We start from the raw sequence: 20035 nt of genomic DNA, 5'->3' as shown, positions 1-20035 counted from the left end.
AAAATAGCTCTCTCATAAAACTTAAAAGATCAAAGGAAGTTTAATGTTTGGCCTCGACGCATTTATGCTTGCACGGATACAGTTCGCCTTTACGGTATCCTTTCATATTATTTTCCCCGCTATCACCATAGGTTTGGCCACCTATCTCGCCGTGCTGGAAGGCTTATGGCTAAAAACACGTAATCCCGATTACCAAAAGCTCTATCACTTCTGGTCGAAAATTTTTGCGGTTAACTTTGGAATGGGTGTTGTATCTGGTCTTGTCATGGCCTATCAATTCGGCACCAACTGGAGTGGTTTCTCCGACTTCGCTGGTTCTATCACTGGCCCATTACTGACTTACGAAGTGTTAACGGCTTTCTTTCTCGAAGCTGGATTTCTTGGCGTGATGCTGTTTGGTTGGCGTCGCGTCGGCGAAAAGCTGCACTTTTTTGCAACCTCGATGGTGGCGTTAGGCACGATCATTTCGACGTTCTGGATTCTCGCCTCCAACAGTTGGATGCAAACGCCACAAGGCTATGAAATTGTCGACGGACGTGTGGTGCCAACCGACTGGTTTGCTATCGTTTTCAATCCTTCATTTCCTTATCGTTTGGCGCACATGAGCGTCGCGGCTTTCATCAGTTCGGCACTCTTTGTAGGCGCGTCAGCCGCTTGGCATTTATTGAGAGGCAATCAATCGACTGCGGTAAAAACCATGTTTTCGATGTCGCTCGGGATCTTAGTGTTCCTTGCGCCACTCCAAGCCGTAATTGGCGATGTGCACGGGTTAAACACCTTGGAACACCAACCCGCCAAAATCGCCGCCATCGAAGGACATTGGGATAACAGTGATGGCAAACCAACCCCATTGATTTTGTTCGGCATGCCAAACATGGAACAAGAACGCACAGACTATGCCTTAGAAATTCCTGTTCTAGGAAGTTTGATCCTACGCCACAGTTTAACTGAGCCAATTCCGGCGCTGAAAGACTTCCCGAAAGAGGAACGACCGAACTCACCTATCGTCTTTTGGTCATTTCGAATCATGGTCGGACTAGGACTTCTGATGATTTTTCAAAGCTTCTACAGCATGTGGTTACGAAAAAAGAACACGCTTTATACCTCGCGTTGGTTCCTCAAGTTTTCATTATTTATGGGGCCATCTGGTCTTATCGCAATACTCGCTGGCTGGTTTACGACAGAGGTTGGTCGGCAACCTTGGGTCGTGTATGGCGTACAAAAAACGCGTGATGCGGTTTCTGCACACGGAGACCTACAAATGAGCATCAGCCTGCTGTGTTTCCTTGTTGTGTACAGCTTGGTGTTTGGTTTTGGGTATTACTACATGATCCACCAAATCAAGAAAGGCCCCGATACAATCGAGCACGATGAGCACGACATGACGACCGTTTCAGGTCGCATTTAGAATTTGTCACAAAGTGAAGGTAGAGAATATGCATTTTGATTTATCCGTGATTTGGTTCGCGATCATCGTTTTTGCCACTTTGATGTACATCATCATGGATGGCTTCGATTTGGGTATTGGAATACTGATGCCCTTCATCAAGGATGAAAAACAAAAAGACGTCATGGTCAACAGTGTCGCGCCAGTTTGGGACGGCAACGAAACTTGGATTGTGCTTGGAGGCGCATCTCTATTTGGCGCTTTTCCGATGGCTTACGCGGTGATTATTGAAGCGCTAACCATCCCTTTAACGTTGATGTTGATTGCTTTGATCTTTCGTGGCGTAGCGTTTGAGTTTCGCTTTAAAGCATTGGAAAACCACTTAAAGTTCTGGGACCGCTCTTTTATGGTCGGCTCGATTTTAACCACGTTTTTCCAAGGCATCGTCGTTGGCGCGGTAATTCAGGGTTTTGCGGTGGAAAACCGCGTCTTCGTAGGTAGCCAACTAGACTGGCTCACCCCTTTTTCCATCTTTTGTGGTTTGGGTTTAGTCGCAACGTACGCGCTGCTCGGTAGCACATGGCTCATCATGAAAACGGAAGGTTCACTGCAAAACACGATGTACCGCTTCACTAACAAAACACTACTGGCAATGATCTCCGCATTAGTCATTGTGAGCGCTTGGACTCCACTTGCTTACCCTGCCATTGCGGAAAGATGGTTTTCTCTGCCCAATTTGTTCTACTTACTGCCCGTACCTGTCATTACTGGGCTGGTCTGTTTGAAGATTGCCGACTCCGTTAAAAAGCGAAAAGAGCGCAGCCCTTTCGTGATGGCATTGGTGATCGTGATTCTCGGGTTCGCTGGGCTTGGTATCAGTATCTGGCCAAATATCATTCCTCCTAGCATATCGATATGGGAAGCAGCGGCTCCTGCAAGCAGTCAGCGCTTTATGCTCGTTGGAGCGGTGATCATCATCCCGATCATTCTGGCTTACACCTTTTGGAGTTACTACGTCTTCTCTGGAAAAGTGAAAGAAGGCGAAGCGTACCATTAACAAATTGATAAGGAGTGAGTATGAAAATCAAAAATTGGTGCCGCCAGTGGGCTTGGATGGTTGGGATCTGGGCGGCCAGTGTGCTAGCTCTGGGGTTCGTATCAATGCTGTTTCGCGTCATGATGACCGCGGCAGGGTTAAAATCTTAGCTCGGCACTTTTAAGTCAATAAAAAAATGGATGCCTCTAGAGCTTGTGTAAGAGCTAGAGGCGTTTATATTCAAGTCCGACTTTTTATTTGTGCAGACAATACGATAGTAGATTCTGAACCACGAACCACTTCAAAATAACCACCAGAACGAGATAGCTGACGAGCCGTCAATTTTTCTTTGCCCAGCTTTTCAAACCAATAAGGCGCTAATGAGCACTGAGCCGAGCCTGTGGCAAGATCTTCTGAAATACCGATTTTAGGTGCAAAGTAACGCAGCACATAACCACTATCAGAACTTTGAGCCGTCACGATGACAGCATGAAACTCATCAATTTTAATCAGCTCATCAAAGTTAGGTTGATAGCGAACAACATCATCTTCGGATTCGAGAACAACAACCAAATCACGCGTTGTAAAAGCACCTATGGGGCGATTGGAGAAGCCTGAAATATCCAAGGGGATGGCATGAGGCTTGGCTTGCCAACTTGGCATCACAATCCTGTACATTCCATCCAGTTCAGAAACAGTAATATGACCATGCGAACTTTGAAGAATGACCTCATTCCGATGATATTTAGAAATGAGCGCGGCTCCTGCGCCTAAACTCCCATGTCCGCATAAGTTGATTTCCCCTGCTAGAGTAAACCAACGAATGTGGTAGTCACTGCCAGACTGAACCACAAATGATGTGACAGGTTGAGCGACCTGATGAGTGATTTGAAGTAACTCAGAATCACTCAGCCAGTGATTTAGTTCGACAACGCCACAAGGGTTACCTTGAGCCAACTCATCACAAAATACATCATATATCTGCGCTTTAATCATCCACCATCCTTGCGGTTTAATAACGCGTTAAAAAATATAAAAATAAAAGCGTTAGAGACTCCTAACGCTCACTTTCAATGTTGCTTGCAGGCAGCTAAACCTGCCTTTCCGAGAGTACTTCTTTAAAGGCAAACATGCCATTTAATGCAGCTGGAAATCCTGCGTAAACAGACATTTGTATGATCACTTCTTTGATCTCTTCTTCCGTACAGCCAACGTTTAGCGCTGCGTGTAAATGCACTTTAAGCTGTGGAGTACAGTTCCCCATCGCCGTCAATGCGGACACCGTAGCGATCTCTCGCGATTTTAGATCTAGCCCTTCACGGGTGTAGATGTCGCCAAATGGGTACTCAATCGTGAACTTTGCTAAATCAGGGCAAATGTCGTTCAGGCTTTCGATAACTTTTTGGCCGGCCTCCCCATCGATTTTTGATAACTGCTCTAACCCTGTTTGAAATCGCGTATTTTCCATTTTGTGTGCTCCTTTGAGTGAATACCCGCACACCTTACAAGTTAGAGTGAACTCTAAGTCAACGTACTTTTCCGCTTTTATACAGATTTATTTTTTCTTCTAATCGTTTCAGATGCTCATTTTGTTGTCGGATATGCTCTATTAAATTATCTCGATGAGCTTCCAAAAGCTTTTGTCTGTCAGCAGTCGTTTGCGAGCCAATCTCCCTCAATGAAGCATATTCTTGAATCTCTTCTAACGGCATTCCCGTCTCTTTCAGCCGCTTGATGAAGTTGACCCAATCAATATCTCGATGGGTGTAGACACGGTGCCCACTGCTATTTCGGTGGACATGTTTCAGTAAGCCAATTTTTTCATAGTATCGAAGCGTGTAAGACGACAACCCAACTGCGCTGGAAAACTCTTTCATATTCATTATTTTTACCGAAGATTATCCCTTCCTGTGACCACAAGTAATGTAACCACACTATGGATAACCTTTGCAAAGCAAGCAGTCTAGTTTCTTACCGATGTTGTTAAGACTATAAATAGTCGTCTACTTTTATTGATGTAAACCCTTTAGTAAGGCAACTGTAGAGATCGGCGATACGAACTAAGGGACAAGAATGACGTAGCAGTTCTTGGGCGTGTGCCGACAAAGGAACACATCATGAGTGAGAACGAGAAAAACAAACCGCAAGGGATCTATAAGTATTATGAAAACAATCCCAAATCTGCGGATGAGAAAGTCTTTGGACGAGTCAGCTACCCAGACAGGCGCGGTTTTCTAAAAGGCGCTGGTTTAGCGACCATGGCCGCCGCGCTTGGTGGATTTATCCCATTCCATCGCAATATGCCGGCTGGCATCATCCCCGCAGCTTTTGCAGAGGGTCTTGATGACGTCATGATCGAAGGCAAAGACGGTTTAACGGTGCTCAACGACAGACCGATGAATGCAGAAACCCCACCCCATTTGTTGAATGACGACGTAACTCCAACTCGACGCCATTTCATTCGCAACAACGGTATTCCACCAACAGACGTAAACCCTGAAACTTGGACGTTGACCATTGATGGATTGGTCGACAAACCAATGTCGCTGTCGATTGCCGATCTCAAAAAGAACTTCGATGTCGTAGAACAGCAACTGGTCGTTGAATGTGGTGGTAACGGCCGAGCGTTCTTTGATCCCAAAGCATCCGGTAATCAATGGACTTACGGCGCTGTGGCTTGCTCTAGTTGGACAGGCGTTCGCTTGGCCGACGTGCTCAAAGCCGCAGGCGTAAAAGACGGAGCCGTTTACACCGCGCACTATGGTGCCGACAAGCATCTTTCAGGCAAAGAAGGCAAGTTACCAATTTCTCGTGGCGTCCCCATTGCTAAAGCCATGGGCAGTGAAAATCTCATCGCCTTTGCTCAAAACGGCGAAGCACTTCACCCTATGAATGGTGCGCCATTGCGTTTAGTGGTTCCAGGTTGGCCAGGTTCTTGTTCGCAAAAATGGCTCACTCGCATTCAAATTCGCGATCAAATACACGATGGGCCAAAGATGACAGGCACTTCCTATCGAGTCCCTAACCGCCCCGTAGCCCCGGGAGAAAACGTGGCGAAAGAGGATTTCGAGATCATAGAGCGTATGCCAGTAAAATCGCTCATCACCTCTCCGCAAACCAACACAGAAGTCAATGGCAATGAAATAGCCATTCGCGGACATGCTTGGTCTGGCGACCGAAAAGTGACCAAAGTGCAGATTTCGATTGATTTTGGCGCAACATGGATGGATGCCGACCTCGCAGCTCCTACCAATGACGGTGCTTGGCAAACGTTCAATGCTAAGGTGAAGTTCCCTCAAGCGGGTTACTACGAAGTGTGGGCGAAAGCAACTGACGATCAAGGCGTCAGCCAGCCTTTTGCCATTGCATGGAATCCGAAAGGTTACCTCAACAACACTTTCCACCGCATCGCATTGATTGTACGAAGTTAAAGAGTCAATAGCAGAATGGTGAGAACTTAGGGGACATAACAAGGTGAGAACAAAACAACCATCAGAGAGGGTACTCCCGCTCGCTTTCACCCTTTTGGCTTTGTTAAGCGCCCCTGTTCTTGCGAGTAACGACGAGTTGATTGCAGCAGGCGAGAAGCAAGCCATGGTTTGTAAAGCCTGCCATCAATTTGAGCCGAATGGCGTAACAGTGGTTGGCCCGCCCTTATGGGGGCTAGCGGAGCGCAATATCGCCAGTTTTGAGGGCTTCAATTACAGCGACGGAATTAGACAACATCAAGGAAAGTGGGACGCTGAAAAGTTGGACGCATTTTTATCCGCTCCGAATGACTTCGCGCAAGGAACCAACATGGTCTTCCCTGGCGTAACAGATCCCGGTGCGCGCGCGGCTATCATTGCATGGCTTGCAACGAAAAACCCGACACCACCCAATTGGAATATGACGTCATCAGGATTGGAGGTTAAATCGCCAGGTAATGGGATATTAACGCCGGGAGAGAATATGGAGCTCGTCGCAGCAGTCTGCTCAGCCTGTCATTCGTTACACATGGTCACACAACAAGGACTAAGCCGCCAAAGATGGGATGAAACCCTCGACTGGATGATTGAAGAGCAAGGTATGGAAGATTTATCAGGCGACGACCGAGAAGCCATTCTGGAATACCTTTCTACCTATTATGGAGGGTAATCAAACGTCAGCTGCTATCGCTATTTGATTATACGAGACTCAACCCGTCCTTGGACAAAGTGAAGTTCCGCGCGACCGCCAGTTATAGTAAACGACTGCGGCCCATTCCATACATTTACGTCGTTTTGCGAAATACTAAATATATGGAAAGTACATCGACTCGCAATCACAATACTCCACCGCTACTTGGGGGTTAAACTCTCAAGTCCGCTTGTATCGACTCCTTCTAATGCATGTTTTTCAAGAAGATATGTCTCTGAGCGCTCATTGGCTTCGCGTTGTTCAATCAGTTTTTGCTGCTCTATTGTTATTCGGGTTTGACGCTCAATTGCTTCCTGTTCACTCTCACACTGTCTGAATCCATCAGACCAACCTTGAGCATACTTTTTATCAGAGTTAAATCGGGAAATGTCTTTCTTAAATTCATCAAACAAGCTTCCAGCCGCTTTGTATCCACTGTGACACCCGTCATCAAAACCCTCTGCATATTGAACAGGAAACCCTTTGGCCACCATATTGTCTTTCGTGCTTGCGCAGCCTAAAAGCCCCAAAGTGAATAAAGAGATAACGAACACATTACATTTAGACATTATTTTCATGAAGAATACCTTCGTTTAGCATGGGTAATCAGATTAAAGTCTAGGCAATGGAGTTCGAGGATAGCAAGGTGTCTATTCGGTATAATCTATGTCTCCATATCTAATCCAAAAATGAGTCAACTACTAAACTACTAATAGGTAATTGGACAACTAAAGATCACCAACAATGTCAGATTGAATCGCCATGACCTCATTTCTTCTGCCACACCATCCACTGTTCTTTACCTTTAAAGACATCAACGCTGTCGGTAACGGGTGCGCTTTCGATTAGGTGGAAGTTGGCCGCTAGCTTTTGTTCAATCTCTCCGCTACGCAAACAAAAGGGAGGAAAACGCGATCGGTAGTCGTCGCTGATAACAAAATACCCCACCAGCAAGCCATTACTTGGTAGCAAACGCTCAATCATCGCAAAGTAATCACCCCATATTTCTCTCGGTAGTGCGGCTAAAAATGCGCGTTCATAAATCACATCAAACGCTCGGGAAAAGTCCGCATTAAATACATCCCCCAACATCACTTTATCTTGATGTTGACCAAGCTGAGATTTCGCAAGATTGACGGCTTCTGCGCTGTAATCCATTGCGATAACGTCATGTCCGCAATCGACAAAATGCGATACTTCATAAGCTGCGCCGCAGCCAGGGATAAACACCGAGTGAGCCTTGTCAGCAATGCGTTTTAAGTAGTGCTTCAGCTCGTTTGGCGTTTGGTTACGATCCCAAGGCATCGTGCCGCTAAAAAACAGCGCATCCCAAAATTGTTCATTGATGATTGGTAAATCTTTGCTTTTCATCGTTCTTGTTCTCGCTCACATGCACACATTCAACAAAAGCATGCACTCAAAACAGAAAGGGATACGCGATGAATCTCGGTATCCCTTTTCTTTTATAGCCTAGCGTTAAATACCTAGTGTTGATGTTTAACGTTGTTAATGACGTGACTGTTCTTATTATTCATCTAACTGCGCAAATCATTGATCAAGGGCTGATCCGCATCGTTTGCAACAAACTGAACATTGCCTTTCAGTTTGGTGACGGATTGAAGTGTCGCTTGAATGTCCTCTGCCGATACATGTACATCATGACAACAGAATGTGATGGTATCGCTGAAGCCGTCACGCTCAATCTTCAAAGAACCTTTGATTTCATGACGTCGACACACTTCTTGGATCTGATGCGGATACACAAATAAGCCTTTAACTTTGACTGCCGAATCGGCACGCCCCATCCAACCCTTTATTCGCGCATTTGTGCGTGGCGAATCTGAGCCTGAATCTAAATAAGCCGATAAATCTCCCGTTGCATAGCGAATCAGCGGAAACTTCTCATCTAGTGAGGTAACGACCACCTCTCCGACCTCACCCAGTTGTACTGGTATACCGTCGGGATCAACGATTTCGACAATAATATCTTCGCCAATCACTAAGCCTTGCTCGCCAGCGACTTGATACGCAATCAAACCAAGCTCGGCACTCGCGTAGGCTTGAAATACAGCAATCCCTTTGTCCGTAAACGCTTGTTGCATATCTTCGGTGACGGCTTCACCAGAAACCAACGCTTTGGTAAAACTAGGTAACTCGCCGTATTGCTCTTGGTATTTCTGTAGCAGCGTCAACAAATAAGATGGCGTTCCCGTGTAACCCGTCGGCTGAAGCTGTTTGATCGCTTCAATCTGCGCTTCGGTATTACCTACCCCAGCCGGAAATACCGCGCAGCCACACGCTCTAGCACCGCCATCCATAATGAATCCACCCGGAGAGAAGTGGTAAGAGAGCGTGTTGTGGATCAAGTCACCACGGCGAAATCCTGCGGCATGAAACGCGCGTCCCATTCGCCAGAAGTCCGATTCATCCGTTTGCGCCTCATACAACGGGCCTGGAGATTGAAACACGCGAGCCATTTGCCCGATACTGACGCTGTTCAAGCCCCCAAACGGCGGCTTGAGTTGCTGCTGGCTGGGCACATTAAACTTGCGTGTAATCGGCAACTTCGATAGCCCTTCACGGTTACTTGCGATTGAGGCGTCGATATCTGCGAAGATGTTGCCGTAGTGCTCGCTGTTCGCTTTTGCGTTTTCAATCAGTGTCGGCAGACGTTGAAACAACGATTCTTCTCTCTCAGCGGGAGATAAAGACTCTTTTGCATCGAATAATTCGTTCATCTCTGCTCCTTACAACCAGCGCTTACGACGTTTGTAAGATTTTAAGTTCTTGAAGCTCTTGCGCTCTTCATCGCCGCCACCCAGATAGAACTCTTTCACGTCTTCGTTATTAAGCAGCTCGTGCTTACTGCCATCGAGCACAATTTTGCCGGATTCCATGATGTAGCCATAGTCGGCCGCATGAAGCGCAAAGTTTGCGTTCTGTTCCACCAGCAACATGGTAATGCCTTGGTCTTTGTTGATCTTCTCAATGATGCTGAACACTTCCTTCACCAACAGTGGTGAAAGCCCCATCGACGGCTCATCAAGTAAGATCATTTTCGGGCGGGCCATCAGTGCGCGGCCAATTGCCAACATCTGCTGCTCACCGCCCGACAAATAGCCTGCGAGACCAGTTCGTTCTTTGAGTCGAGGGAAGTAATCAAACACCATTTCGATGTCTTGCTCAACCTCGTTGTCGTTGCGGGTAAACGCCCCTAAACGAAGGTTCTCGATAATCGTCATGTCTTCGACGATTCTACGCCCTTCCATCACTTGGAAAATGCCCGAACGGACAATCTCTTCTGGGCTTTTGTTATCGATACGTTCGCCCATGAAGTTAATTTCCCCGCGAGTCACTTCACCATCTTCGGTTTTTAACAAACCCGAAATGGCTTTTAGTGTGGTCGATTTACCGGCCCCGTTCGCGCCTAACAGCGTCACGATTTGACCTTTAGGTACTTCAAGGCTCACGCCACGCAGAACCAAAATAACTTCGTCGTAGACCACTTCGATGTTGTTTACCGAGAGTAAGATCTCCGCTGGTTCTATATCCCTTGCTAATTCACTCATCAAGCCACTCCTTGTGCAGAGGAAGGGATGATGTATATCGCATCCCCTCACCTGTTCTTGTTTTGTTGTTAGTAACCTAGCCAATCGTCACGGCGTGACAATGTCACCTGAGACACTTTCTTGATGTCTACTGCACCGCCTTGGTTGTTACCCATAAACACGTTTACGGTGGTAGTGCCGCGGTGATCTTCTGGTTGCCAGTTAGCAGGAATACACACGCCTTCTAGACCTTTCGGAACCCAGTTTTTGTGTACGTACATGCCTTTCTTGATGTTTTCACCCGTAATGCCGCCGTTGTCCTTCGCCCATTCCATCGCTTCTTTCATGTAAAACGCTGAACAAACGCCGCGAATGTAATGGTGAGTTCGGAACTCTCCCGGCTCAGATTCAGACAGTTTGGAGATTTGCTGAACCAGCTTCATGCCTTCGCTATCGTCGCCCCAGAATGCCGTCATACCTGGGAACACGTAATCTTTCAGACCGTCACCTGCCGCTTCAATTACGGGTTTATCACCACCCCAGATATTCGCCATGTACTGGAATTCCGTGCCAACCGTGTTACACGACTTCACTAGTGAAATGACTGAGCCACCTAGGTTCGCGATGTAACCGTAGTTGGTGCCGGATTCTTTTAGCGACAGACATTGCGCTTTGAAATCACCCGGTTTGAGTGAGACAACCACTGGGTTTTGCACTTCAAAGCCCAGCTCTTTGGCGTATTCCGCACACGCGTCTTTTGGTGCATTCGGGAACGGATGGTTATCACCAATGTGAGTAAATTTAGGTGCCGTGGTATTGCCTTTTGATTCCCAATCCTCTTTCGCCCATTTCACCAACGCACGACAGGCATCTGAATAAGACGCGCCATAGAAGAAGTTGTATGGAGCAGGCTTGGCTGTCTTCGGGTTTTTGCCCGTAGGGTCTGTTAAGTGACCCGAGTAAGACGCAGAGAATACTGGCACTTTGTCTTTGGTTACGAATGAGATCAGCGCTTCGGTATCTGCTGTGCCCCACCCTTGCATCGCGACCATGTTTTTACGCGCAACCCAACGTTTGTAGTTAGAAATCGCCACTGGCACTTTGTACGCCATGTCCACCGTTTCAAATTCTAATTCGGTACCGTTGATGCCGCCATTTTCATTAATCCACTGCAGTGCATCTCGTACACCAGAGCCGTACGGTTTACTTACATAAGCCGTTGGACCAGAGAAATCCACCAGATGCCCGACAAACACGGAATCTTTTGCCCAAGATGCGGTAGTAAACAGTGCCGAAGATAGCACCAACGTTGTCGCTAAATGTCCTTTGTTCATAACTCGTTGTCCTTGTTATTTAGGTATATTCCACTTAAGTACACGACGTACCGATTAATAAGAAAACGGATAGTGTTTCCAATATGCTCGAATTTGTTGCCAGCGATGCGACAATCCTTGAGGTTCAAAAATCAGGAACAGCATGATGACCAAACCAATCGCCATTTCTTTGAAGTAAGCAAGCCCATCAATGAACGACGTGTTATCGCTAAACGCAGCCAGCCCCGTCACACCAAACTCTAAAACCTCCGGTAGCAACACGATGAAGATCGTGCCCATCAATGTACCTTTCACCGATCCCAGACCACCGATGATGATCATCGCGAGGAACTGAATAGACATCATGATGGTGAAGCCTTCAGCAGAAACGAACCCTAAGTAATGCCCGTAGAGCGCGCCGCCGATGCCTGCATAAAACGCACACACTCCAAAAGAGAGCAGACGATATTTAGTCAGGTTGATACCCATGATTTCAGCCGATAGGTAATGATCGCGTACCGAAACAAACGCACGACCATCACGAGAACGGATGAGGTTGGAAGCCCATAGATACATAAAGATCAGCGCAAACAGTGCAACATAGAAGAAGCTTTCATCGGTCGAGAACTCGAAGCCAAACAGGTTGATTGGGCTGGCACTCGCACCGTATGAACCACCACTGAACCACTCCGCGCGAGCAAAGAAGTCTTCCAAAATGAACTGCGCAGCTAAAGTTGCAATCGCAAGGTACAAACCTTTGATTCGCGCGGCTGGCAAGCCAAAGAGCATCCCGACGATCATGGTCAAGTAACCCGCGAGCGGAATGGCAAATACCACTGGAATGTTGAACTGGTTGTTCAGCCAAGCCGATGCAAACGCGCCAAAGCCAAAGAACGCACCGTGACCTAGCGAGATTTGTCCGGTAAAGCCGACCAAAATGTTCAAACCAAGGGCCGCAATACCGAGGTACGCAATCTGAATAAACAGGTTGAGGAAGTAAATATCCAGTACCAGAGGTGCGGCCAGCATGGCGATCACACCCGCTATCGCTAGGCTTCTGATGGTTTTTGTTTCAAAAATTGGCGTATCACTTTTGTATGTGGTTCGAAAATCCCCACATGGGCGCATGCTAAGTTGAGCCATAGTATTTCTCCTTAAATACGCTCAATATCTTTGGTACCAAACAGGCCGTATGGCTTGAAGGCAAGAATGATTAACAGCACATAGAACGGTGCGATGTTGTAAAGGTTACCCACTTGCAGGTATTGGCTATCAAAGAACTCAGCCAAGTTCTCCAGCACCCCGATGGTGATACCACCGACGATTGCGCCAACCACGGAATCCAAGCCACCTAAAATAACCGCTGGGAACACCTTGATGCCGATGATAGATAACGCGTCTGATACGCCATTTACGATCCCGATAACAATCCCTGCTGTCGCGGATACCATCGCCGAAATAGCCCAACTGATGGCGAACACTTTCTTGATGGAAATGCCAAGACTCTGGGCGACCTGCTGGTTAAATGCCGTCGCTCTCATCGCCAAACCCATTTTGCTGAATTTGAAGAACCAGTAGAACGCGCCCATGATGATCATCGAAAAGATCAAACTGAGGATGTAAGCAAATTCTACGTTCAAACCACCAATATTGACGACGTTGGTTTCGAATACCTGTGGGTACGACACCGCCGATACACCAAACATCCATTTCATCAGGGCTTGGAAGAACATCGACAACCCAATCGTCACCATGATCACCGAGATGATCGGCTCACCAATCAACGGCCTGAGCACAATGGTTTGCACAGCGATACCAAACACCATCATAAAGGCGAGCGTGAGTAAGAAGCCGACGAAAAATGGCAGCTGTAGATGAACCAATGCAGCCCAACACACCCACGCGCCGATTAATAGAAACTCACCCTGAGCAAAGTTCACCACCTGAGTTGATTTGTAAATCAGTACAAAGCACATGGCGACCACGCCATACAACATGCCGACGATCACGCCATTAATGACGAGTTGCAGTAATAAATCCGTATTCACTATGCGATCCTCCGTTGTTCGCTATCCACCAGTGTCAGCTCATGTTGAATAAGCGTTTCTATCACCAGCGACGTTTGAATGCGTGTCTTGGTTCCATCCTGATAAGTGATCACCGTGTCGACATCCACCGTCGGTGCTGCGCTGTAAATGGTTTCGATGATGTCGCCGTATTTCTCGGCAACCACACCACGACGCACTTTACGTGTACGAGTTAGCTCGCCGTCATCCGCGTCCAGCTCTTTATAAAGCAGAATGAATTTGCTGATTTTCTGTGCGTCTGGCAGCGACTCATTCACTTTCAGCACTTCTTCGCGAATCGCTTTGTACACTTCTGGCTGTGCAGAAAGATTGGTGTAGTTGGTGAATGCAATGCCCTTTTGTTCCGCCCACTTGGCGACAATCGCATAACGAATACAGATAATTGCGGAGAGCCAAGGTCGGCCTTTACCCACCACCACCGCTTCTGCGATAAATGGCGAGAACTTGAGTTTGTTTTCAATGAACTGCGGAGAGTAACGGTCGCCGTGGCTGGTTTCCGACATATCTTTCAAACGGTCGATAACGACTAAGTGGCCAGAATCTTTAAAGTAGCCCGCATCGCCTGTGTGCATCCAACCATCTTGAACATCTTCATCGTACGCCGCTTGGTTATTGAGATAGCCGGTAAACATGCCGGTACTTTTCGCGATGATCTCACCCACCCCATTGCTGTCTGGGTTGATGACTTTCACGTCGGCATTGTCAAATGCGACACCGACTGAATCGTAATCCACGTCATCGGCTTGGTGTACGGTGTACGCACCACACATTTCGGTCTGGCCATAAAGCTGTTTGAGTGGCACACCGATAGCTTGCAGGTAACGGAAAGTATCTGGCCCCATTGCCGCACCACCGGTAGCCGCAGAAGACAGATTCGAGAAACCTAAACGGTCACGCAGGGCACGTAGTAAAATCCATTCCGCCAGCTTAGAGCGTTTGCCTTGATCCAGCGCTTTGTTCGCTAAGCTCATACCGAGTTTGTACATCTTCTGCTTGAACGGTGTGGAATCCATCATGCGTGCAGAGACGTCCGCCACAATGTTTTCCCATACTCGCGGTGCAAGCAGCACAAAGTTCGGGCCAATCTCGCGTAAGTCCGACATCATGGTTTCTTGTTCTTCCACGAAGTTGACGATTTGACGTGAAATCAACGCCTGACCAACCACATACACCTGCTCCATGATCCAAGGCAGAGGCAGTACAGAAACGTAGTTGTCGCCCGGAGAACGTGGGTCCGCACGCAAGTAAGCCGCACAGTGATCTAAGAACGTGCCGCTGTGAAGTTGCGCCAATTTCGGTTTTGAGGTCGTACCCGAAGTGGTACAAAGAATCGAGAGATCACTGCCTTTGGTTGCGGCAACCATATTGAGATACTTATCTGGGTTAGCTTTATCGATCAGCTGCCCTTTTTTGTAAACCTGCTCAACATCAATCAGTCGCGGATCATCGTATTTGCGCATCCCGCGTGGATCGCAGTAAATGATGTATTCCACACTTGGAATTTCATCGCCTAGCTCAAGCAATTTGTCGCATTGCTCTTCATCTTCGGCAATCACAACTTTTGCTTTCGCGTAATTGATTAAGTACGCCACTTCCTCATGCATGGAATCTTGATAGATACCCAGTGAATAGCCTTTGATCGCGTGCGCAGCCAGTTCACCCCACACCCATTCAGGTCGGTTATCCCCCAACAGGCCAATCACATCTTGCTCGCCGATGCCTAAATCTTGTAGCGATAATGCCATCCACTTGACTCGGTTTTCGTAATCCTGCCAAGTAAACTCTCGCCAAATACCGAACTCTTTCTCTCGCATTGCCACTTGCTCTGGCCAGTGCTTGGCATTGTGCTGCAACACTTTTGGAAAGGTATCTAAGCTGGTTATATCTGCCCAATCATTATGTTGCTGTGCCATTATGCACTCTCCTCTAATGTCGGTAGTTCTTCACCCAAATAAGCCTGTTTCACGTGTGGGTTCGCCATCACTTCTTCCGGTTCGCCCATTGCAATGTGTTTACCAAAATCCAAAACCAACACGCGGTTAGAGATATCCATGACTACGCCCATGTCGTGTTCGATCATGATGATGGTGATGTCGAGTTCTTCGTTCAGATCCATGATGTAACGTGCCATGTCTTCCTTTTCTTCAAGGTTCATACCGGCCATCGGCTCATCGAGTAAAAGAAGTTTTGGTCTTAACGCTATTGCGCGTGCAAGCTCGACACGTTTACGTAAACCGTAAGAAAGCGTGCCAGCGGTGGCTTTGCGGATGTGTTGGATTTCAAGAAAATCGATGACGTCTTCCACGTATTTGCGGTGTGCCATCTCTTCTTTTTGCGCGTTAGAGAACCAGTAAAGCGGGCCTGTCACGAAGTTGTTTTTCAACAGGTGGTGTCGGCCAACCATGATGTTGTCGAGCACTGACATATGTGAGAAAAGTGCTAAGTTCTGGAAGGTTCTGCCCAGACCTAACTCAGCGCGTTGGCTCGGGGTACGTTTGGTTACGTCGTTTCCAGCAAAGATGACCGACCCTTTGTTCGGAGTGTATCGGCCAGAGATGCAGTTGAGCATCGAAGTTTTACCTGCACCATTGGGACCGATGATTGAGAAAATTTCCTTCTCGTTCACATGGAAGCTCACGTCGGTTAACGCTTTCACCCCACCAAAGGCCAATGAAATATCGTTTACCTGCAAAAGAGGTGTTTCCGATACCATAGTTGATCTCCCTTTCATTTTGAGTGCGTTTCCTTGAGCACTATTTCGATATCAAACTTCACTTTGATACTGGTAACCGCTTCTACACCTATGCATCAACTTTTCATTCAGTTTACGTAAACGTCAATTTAAAATCAGAATAATGCCTTGAAGATTAAGTTGCAATCGAGTTCACCGATAAAGATTTGAACTGACGCAAACTTTAAGTAAATAAGTTGTTAATAAAAACTATTCTCAGACCACTACATATTTGGGTAGTTGGGACCACCACCACCTTCAGGAGGCGTCCAGGTGATGTTTTGACTTGGGTCTTTGATATCGCAGGTTTTACAGTGAATACAGTTCGCCGCATTAATCTGTAATTTGGCTTGCTCTACACCTTCTACAATTTCATACACCCCAGCAGGACAGTAGCGTTGAGCGGGCTCTGCATAGAGCGCCAAGTTCTGTTCGATAGGAATGCGCTGGCTGGCAAGCTGCAAATGACACGGTTGGTCTTCTTCATGGAAAATATTGGATAAATAGACGGAAGAAAGGCGGTCAAAACTCAACACGCCATCAGGTTTCGGATAGAGGATCTCATCGCTGTTTTCCGCAAGAATTAAAGACTGATGATCGGGATGTTCACAACGTACATTCCACTTTACTTTGCCTTTTAACACGTTGTGTTCCAACATCGCTAAACCACCGCCTAACCAAGAGCCAAAACGGTGTATTCCGCTAGAGAAGTTGCGTGCTTGATAAAGCTCTTCATATAGCCATGACTGTTTGAAATGGCTTTGGTAGTCGGCAATAACCGATTGATTTGAAACCGCTTCAAAAACGGCTTCAGCGGCGAGTATCCCCGACTTCATCGCGGTATGCGTGCCTTTGATTTTCGCGCTATTGAGCGTGCCAGCATCACAGCCAATCAATAGTCCACCCGCAAATTGTTGGGTCGGAAGGGAATGAAAGCCGCCTTTGGCAATCGCCCTAGCCCCATAGCTGATGCGCTTACCGTTTTTCAGGTACTGCTCAATCAACGGGTGATGTTTAAAACGCTGAAATTCGTCAAACGGACTCAGGTGGGGATTTTCGTAATTAAGGTCAACAATCAGGCCAACTGCGACTTGGTTGCCCTCAAGATGATAAAGATAACTGCCACCACTTGCTTCGTTTGCCAACGGCCAACCTAACCCATGAACAACCAATCCTTGCTGATGTTGCTCTGCGGGTATTTCCCACAGCTCTTTAAAGCCAATCGCATAGTGCTGTGGCGTTTTATCTTCAGCGAGATTAAATTTGTTAATCAATTGCTTACCAATATGACCTCTGGCACCTTCGGCAAACAGCGTAAACTTAGCGCGAAGTTCGATACCCGGCTCGAAATTGGCTTTTTGCTCGCCGTTTTTATCTAACCCCATGTCCCCAGTAAGCACGCCACAAACACGGTTTTGTTCATCAATAATGGCTCGGTTAGCACTAAAGCCAGGGTAGATTTCTACGCCTAGGTTTTCTGCTTGGGTTGCCATCCAACGGCACAAACTACCTAAACTGATGATGTAATTACCATCGTTATGCAGCGTATTCGGCACTGCCCACGTTGGCAGTTCATGACCATTAAGTTCGTTACTTAAATAGTAGGTTTTATCTTGATTGACTTTGGTATTGAGCGGCGCGTCCTTTTCTTTCCAATCCGGAAACAACTCATCCAAACTGCGCGTTTCAAACACCGCGCCAGAGAGAATGTGCGCCCCCACTTCCGAACCTTTCTCTACAACACAAACTGAAATTTCTTGGTCTTTTTCCATTGCCAACTGTTTGACGCGACAGGCAGCAGACAAGCCCGCCGGGCCCGCACCAACAATCAGAACATCAAACTCCATGCAGTCTCTTTCCATGGTTGTATTCCCTTCTTCTTTTGCATGTTGCCAACTTGTTAATCAACAATATATTTAAAGTTGACGCAAACGTAAAGGTAAATTAACATCATTTTAAAGACGTCAACACATCGTCTTCAGTGTCAACAGATAGTCTTCACTGTAAAAAGGAATCTAACGTGAAAATACTAGTGCCAATTAAAAGGGTCATTGATCCCTACATTAAGGTCCGTGTTAAACCGGACAACAGCGATGTTGAAACCAATAACGTCAAGATGACTATCAACCCGTTTTGCGAAATCGCCGTTGAAGAAGCGGTGCGACTAAAAGAGCAAGGGATTGCAGAAGAAGTCATCGTTGTGAGTGCTGGCGGCACACAATGTCAGGAACAATTGCGCACGGCCCTAGCACTAGGAGCAGATCGCGCGATTCATATCGACACGGCGGACAAAATTGAACCGCTCGTGGTGTCTAAGTTGCTCAAAGCGATTGTTGAGCAAGAGCAAGCTCAGTTGGTGATCACCGGCAAACAATCGATCGATACGGACAATAACCAAGTCGCGCAGATGCTGGCCGCTTTACTTGATTGGCCTCAAGCCACTTTCGCATCGGATGTAAAAATTGAAGATCACAAGGTGCAGGTGGTGCGAGAAGTTGATGGTGGATTGATGACGGTAGCAATGAACTTGCCAGCGGTGATCAGCACTGATTTGCGTTTAAACGAGCCTCGCTTCGCTTCCCTACCTAATATCATGAAGGCCAAACGTAAACCCCTCGACACGATCACACCAGAGAGCTTGGGCGTTGAAGTTGTGTTTAGCCAAACCATCACGGAAGTTACCCCACCAGCGCAAAGAAAAGCCGGTATCAAAGTGAAGTCTGTTTCAGAACTTCTCGATAAGCTACGTAACGAAGCGAAGGTGATTTCATGAAGAATCTAATTATTGCAGAACATGACAACAACCAACTGCACGCCGATACGTTGAAAGTCGTGAATGCCGCAAGTCAAGCGGGCCAAGATAACACATTGCTCGTGATTGGTTATCAATGTGAAGAAGTCGCTCAGCAAGCGAGCCGCGTCAATGGTATTGCAAAAGTGATTTGCATTGACGACGAATCGCTGGTGCACCAATTCGCGGAAAATATCGCGCCAGTAGTCGTCGGACTTGCCGACGGCTTTGACGGCATTTGGGCTAACTCATCGTCCAAAGGCAAAGATCTTGCGCCACGTATCGCCGCCAAATGTGGTGTAGGACAAATCTCAGACATCGTTCAAGTGGTTGACGATAAGACGTTTATCCGTCCAATCTATGCGGGCAACGCCTTCGCTAAGGTGACTTCAAACGACCATTTACGTGTGGTCACCGTGCGCGCGTCGGCCTTTGATCCGGTCGCCTGCAATAGCCAAGTTGATATTGAACATCAGCAAACCTCGGCTCAATCTTCCGTTGTAGAGTTAGTTGCTATCGACAAGACCGTTTCTGAGCGCCCTGAACTCACCGCTGCGGAAATCGTGATTTCTGGCGGTCGTGGCGTTGGCAGCAAAGAGAACTTCGAACTTATCGAAAAAGTCGCCGACAAACTCGGCGCAGCGATTGGGGCGTCTCGCGCTGCTGTCGATGCAGGTTTTGTCGCTAACGACTTACAAGTCGGTCAAACAGGCAAAATCGTCGCGCCTAAACTTTACATTGCCGTCGGGATCTCTGGTGCAATCCAACACCTTGCCGGCATGAAAGAGTCGAAAGTGATTGTCGCTATCAACAAAGATCCAGACTCCCCTATCTTCGAAGTGGCGGATTATGGGTTAGTCGGCGATCTGTTTGAGATATTGCCTCAGCTCGCTGAGCAACTATAAATAAACCGACTAAGGGCGAGCATGATGATGCTCGCCCTTTTTGATCAACGTAAGTTAACAATGGATTGAAAATAGAGGG

At 47.2% G+C, this 20035-nt stretch carries 20 protein-coding genes; 7 read left to right on the top strand and 13 right to left on the bottom strand.

What is annotated here, in order from left to right:
• Positions 1-43: 43 nt before the first annotated feature.
• From ACF8CV_RS02385 to ACF8CV_RS02375, 3 genes are read left to right on the top strand one after another with little or no spacing between them, the layout of a single operon-like run.
• Entirely contained in the window at positions 44-1408 is a 1365-nt protein-coding gene (locus tag ACF8CV_RS02385; protein ID WP_208871052.1) for a cytochrome ubiquinol oxidase subunit I, read from the top strand.
• A 28-nt stretch (positions 1409-1436) separates the two neighbouring features.
• Positions 1437-2444 carry a cytochrome d ubiquinol oxidase subunit II gene (cydB, locus tag ACF8CV_RS02380; RefSeq protein WP_138937127.1) on the top strand — a complete coding sequence of 336 codons (1008 nt, stop codon included), beginning with the start codon at positions 1437-1439 and terminating at the stop codon, positions 2442-2444.
• A 20-nt stretch (positions 2445-2464) separates the two neighbouring features.
• Complete coding sequence (locus ACF8CV_RS02375) at positions 2465-2593, top strand: DUF2474 domain-containing protein (RefSeq protein WP_015313385.1); 129 nt, start codon at positions 2465-2467, stop codon at positions 2591-2593.
• Positions 2594-2663: 70 nt separating this feature from the next.
• Here ACF8CV_RS02375 and ACF8CV_RS02370 read toward each other — a convergent pair whose 3' ends face one another.
• The 3 genes from ACF8CV_RS02370 to ACF8CV_RS02360 form a co-directional block, all read right to left on the bottom strand.
• Positions 2664-3419, bottom strand: coding sequence for a PhzF family phenazine biosynthesis protein (locus ACF8CV_RS02370; protein WP_069544593.1), 756 nt, complete (start codon positions 3417-3419; stop codon positions 2664-2666).
• A 94-nt stretch (positions 3420-3513) separates the two neighbouring features.
• Entirely contained in the window at positions 3514-3891 is a 378-nt protein-coding gene (locus tag ACF8CV_RS02365) for a carboxymuconolactone decarboxylase family protein (RefSeq protein ID WP_005463606.1), read from the bottom strand.
• A 58-nt stretch (positions 3892-3949) separates the two neighbouring features.
• Positions 3950-4306 (bottom strand): MerR family transcriptional regulator, encoded by a 357-nt coding sequence (locus ACF8CV_RS02360; protein ID WP_025442629.1) that lies wholly within the window; start codon positions 4304-4306, stop codon positions 3950-3952.
• 234 nt (positions 4307-4540) lie between these two features.
• Here ACF8CV_RS02360 and ACF8CV_RS02355 point away from each other — a divergent pair, with 234 nt between their 5' ends.
• Positions 4541-5854 (top strand): molybdopterin-dependent oxidoreductase, encoded by a 1314-nt coding sequence (locus ACF8CV_RS02355; protein ID WP_083151788.1) that lies wholly within the window; start codon positions 4541-4543, stop codon positions 5852-5854.
• Positions 5855-5897: 43 nt separating this feature from the next.
• On the top strand, positions 5898-6560 hold the full coding sequence (locus ACF8CV_RS02350) for a c-type cytochrome (protein ID WP_208871053.1): 663 nt from the start codon (positions 5898-5900) through the stop codon (positions 6558-6560).
• Positions 6561-6742: 182 nt separating this feature from the next.
• Here the strand turns inward: ACF8CV_RS02350 and ACF8CV_RS02345 are convergent, their stop codons facing one another.
• The 10 genes from ACF8CV_RS02345 to ACF8CV_RS02300 all read right to left on the bottom strand — a co-directional run bounded on the left by ACF8CV_RS02345 (position 6743) and on the right by ACF8CV_RS02300 (position 18122).
• On the bottom strand, positions 6743-7159 hold the full coding sequence (locus ACF8CV_RS02345) for a hypothetical protein (RefSeq protein ID WP_138937129.1): 417 nt from the start codon (positions 7157-7159) through the stop codon (positions 6743-6745).
• 190 nt (positions 7160-7349) lie between these two features.
• Positions 7350-7952 carry a methyltransferase domain-containing protein gene (locus ACF8CV_RS02340; RefSeq protein ID WP_138937130.1) on the bottom strand — a complete coding sequence of 201 codons (603 nt, stop codon included), beginning with the start codon at positions 7950-7952 and terminating at the stop codon, positions 7350-7352.
• A 164-nt stretch (positions 7953-8116) separates the two neighbouring features.
• The gene (locus ACF8CV_RS02335; RefSeq protein WP_138937131.1) at positions 8117-9319 is read right to left on the bottom strand and encodes a phenylacetate--CoA ligase family protein; all 1203 of its coding nucleotides are present in this window, start codon (positions 9317-9319) and stop codon (positions 8117-8119) included.
• A gap of 9 nt (positions 9320-9328) precedes the next feature.
• Positions 9329-10150, bottom strand: a complete 822-nt coding sequence (locus tag ACF8CV_RS02330) for an ABC transporter ATP-binding protein (RefSeq protein ID WP_138937132.1) — start codon at positions 10148-10150, stop codon at positions 9329-9331.
• A gap of 68 nt (positions 10151-10218) precedes the next feature.
• On the bottom strand, positions 10219-11463 hold the full coding sequence (locus ACF8CV_RS02325; protein ID WP_025505638.1) for an ABC transporter substrate-binding protein: 1245 nt from the start codon (positions 11461-11463) through the stop codon (positions 10219-10221).
• A 54-nt stretch (positions 11464-11517) separates the two neighbouring features.
• Entirely contained in the window at positions 11518-12585 is a 1068-nt protein-coding gene (locus tag ACF8CV_RS02320; RefSeq protein ID WP_005463596.1) for a branched-chain amino acid ABC transporter permease, read from the bottom strand.
• Between the two features lie 11 nt (positions 12586-12596).
• Positions 12597-13490 carry a branched-chain amino acid ABC transporter permease gene (locus ACF8CV_RS02315; RefSeq protein WP_005463595.1) on the bottom strand — a complete coding sequence of 298 codons (894 nt, stop codon included), beginning with the start codon at positions 13488-13490 and terminating at the stop codon, positions 12597-12599.
• Positions 13490-15442 (bottom strand): long-chain fatty acid--CoA ligase, encoded by a 1953-nt coding sequence (locus ACF8CV_RS02310; protein ID WP_138937133.1) that lies wholly within the window; start codon positions 15440-15442, stop codon positions 13490-13492. Before ACF8CV_RS02310 ends, ACF8CV_RS02315 begins: the two co-directional genes overlap by 1 nt.
• Positions 15442-16242, bottom strand: coding sequence for an ABC transporter ATP-binding protein (locus ACF8CV_RS02305; RefSeq protein WP_005463591.1), 801 nt, complete (start codon positions 16240-16242; stop codon positions 15442-15444). Before ACF8CV_RS02305 ends, ACF8CV_RS02310 begins: the two co-directional genes overlap by 1 nt.
• A 242-nt stretch (positions 16243-16484) precedes the next feature.
• Complete coding sequence (locus tag ACF8CV_RS02300; protein WP_138937135.1) at positions 16485-18122, bottom strand: electron transfer flavoprotein-ubiquinone oxidoreductase; 1638 nt, start codon at positions 18120-18122, stop codon at positions 16485-16487.
• 158 nt (positions 18123-18280) lie between these two features.
• Here ACF8CV_RS02300 and ACF8CV_RS02295 point away from each other — a divergent pair, with 158 nt between their 5' ends.
• On the top strand, positions 18281-19033 hold the full coding sequence (locus ACF8CV_RS02295) for an electron transfer flavoprotein subunit beta/FixA family protein (protein WP_138937136.1): 753 nt from the start codon (positions 18281-18283) through the stop codon (positions 19031-19033).
• Positions 19030-19956, top strand: a complete 927-nt coding sequence (locus tag ACF8CV_RS02290) for an electron transfer flavoprotein subunit alpha/FixB family protein (protein WP_138937137.1) — start codon at positions 19030-19032, stop codon at positions 19954-19956. The genes ACF8CV_RS02295 and ACF8CV_RS02290 overlap by 4 nt, the downstream gene beginning before the upstream one ends.
• Positions 19957-20035: the final 79 nt, after the last annotated feature.

Source organism: Vibrio sp. zbq_1 (assembly GCF_043102935.1).
In the GTDB taxonomy this organism is placed as follows: domain Bacteria; phylum Pseudomonadota; class Gammaproteobacteria; order Enterobacterales; family Vibrionaceae; genus Vibrio; species Vibrio parahaemolyticus.
Note: the sequence above shows the minus strand (reverse complement) of the source record. Positions and strands in the feature narration are given on the sequence as shown.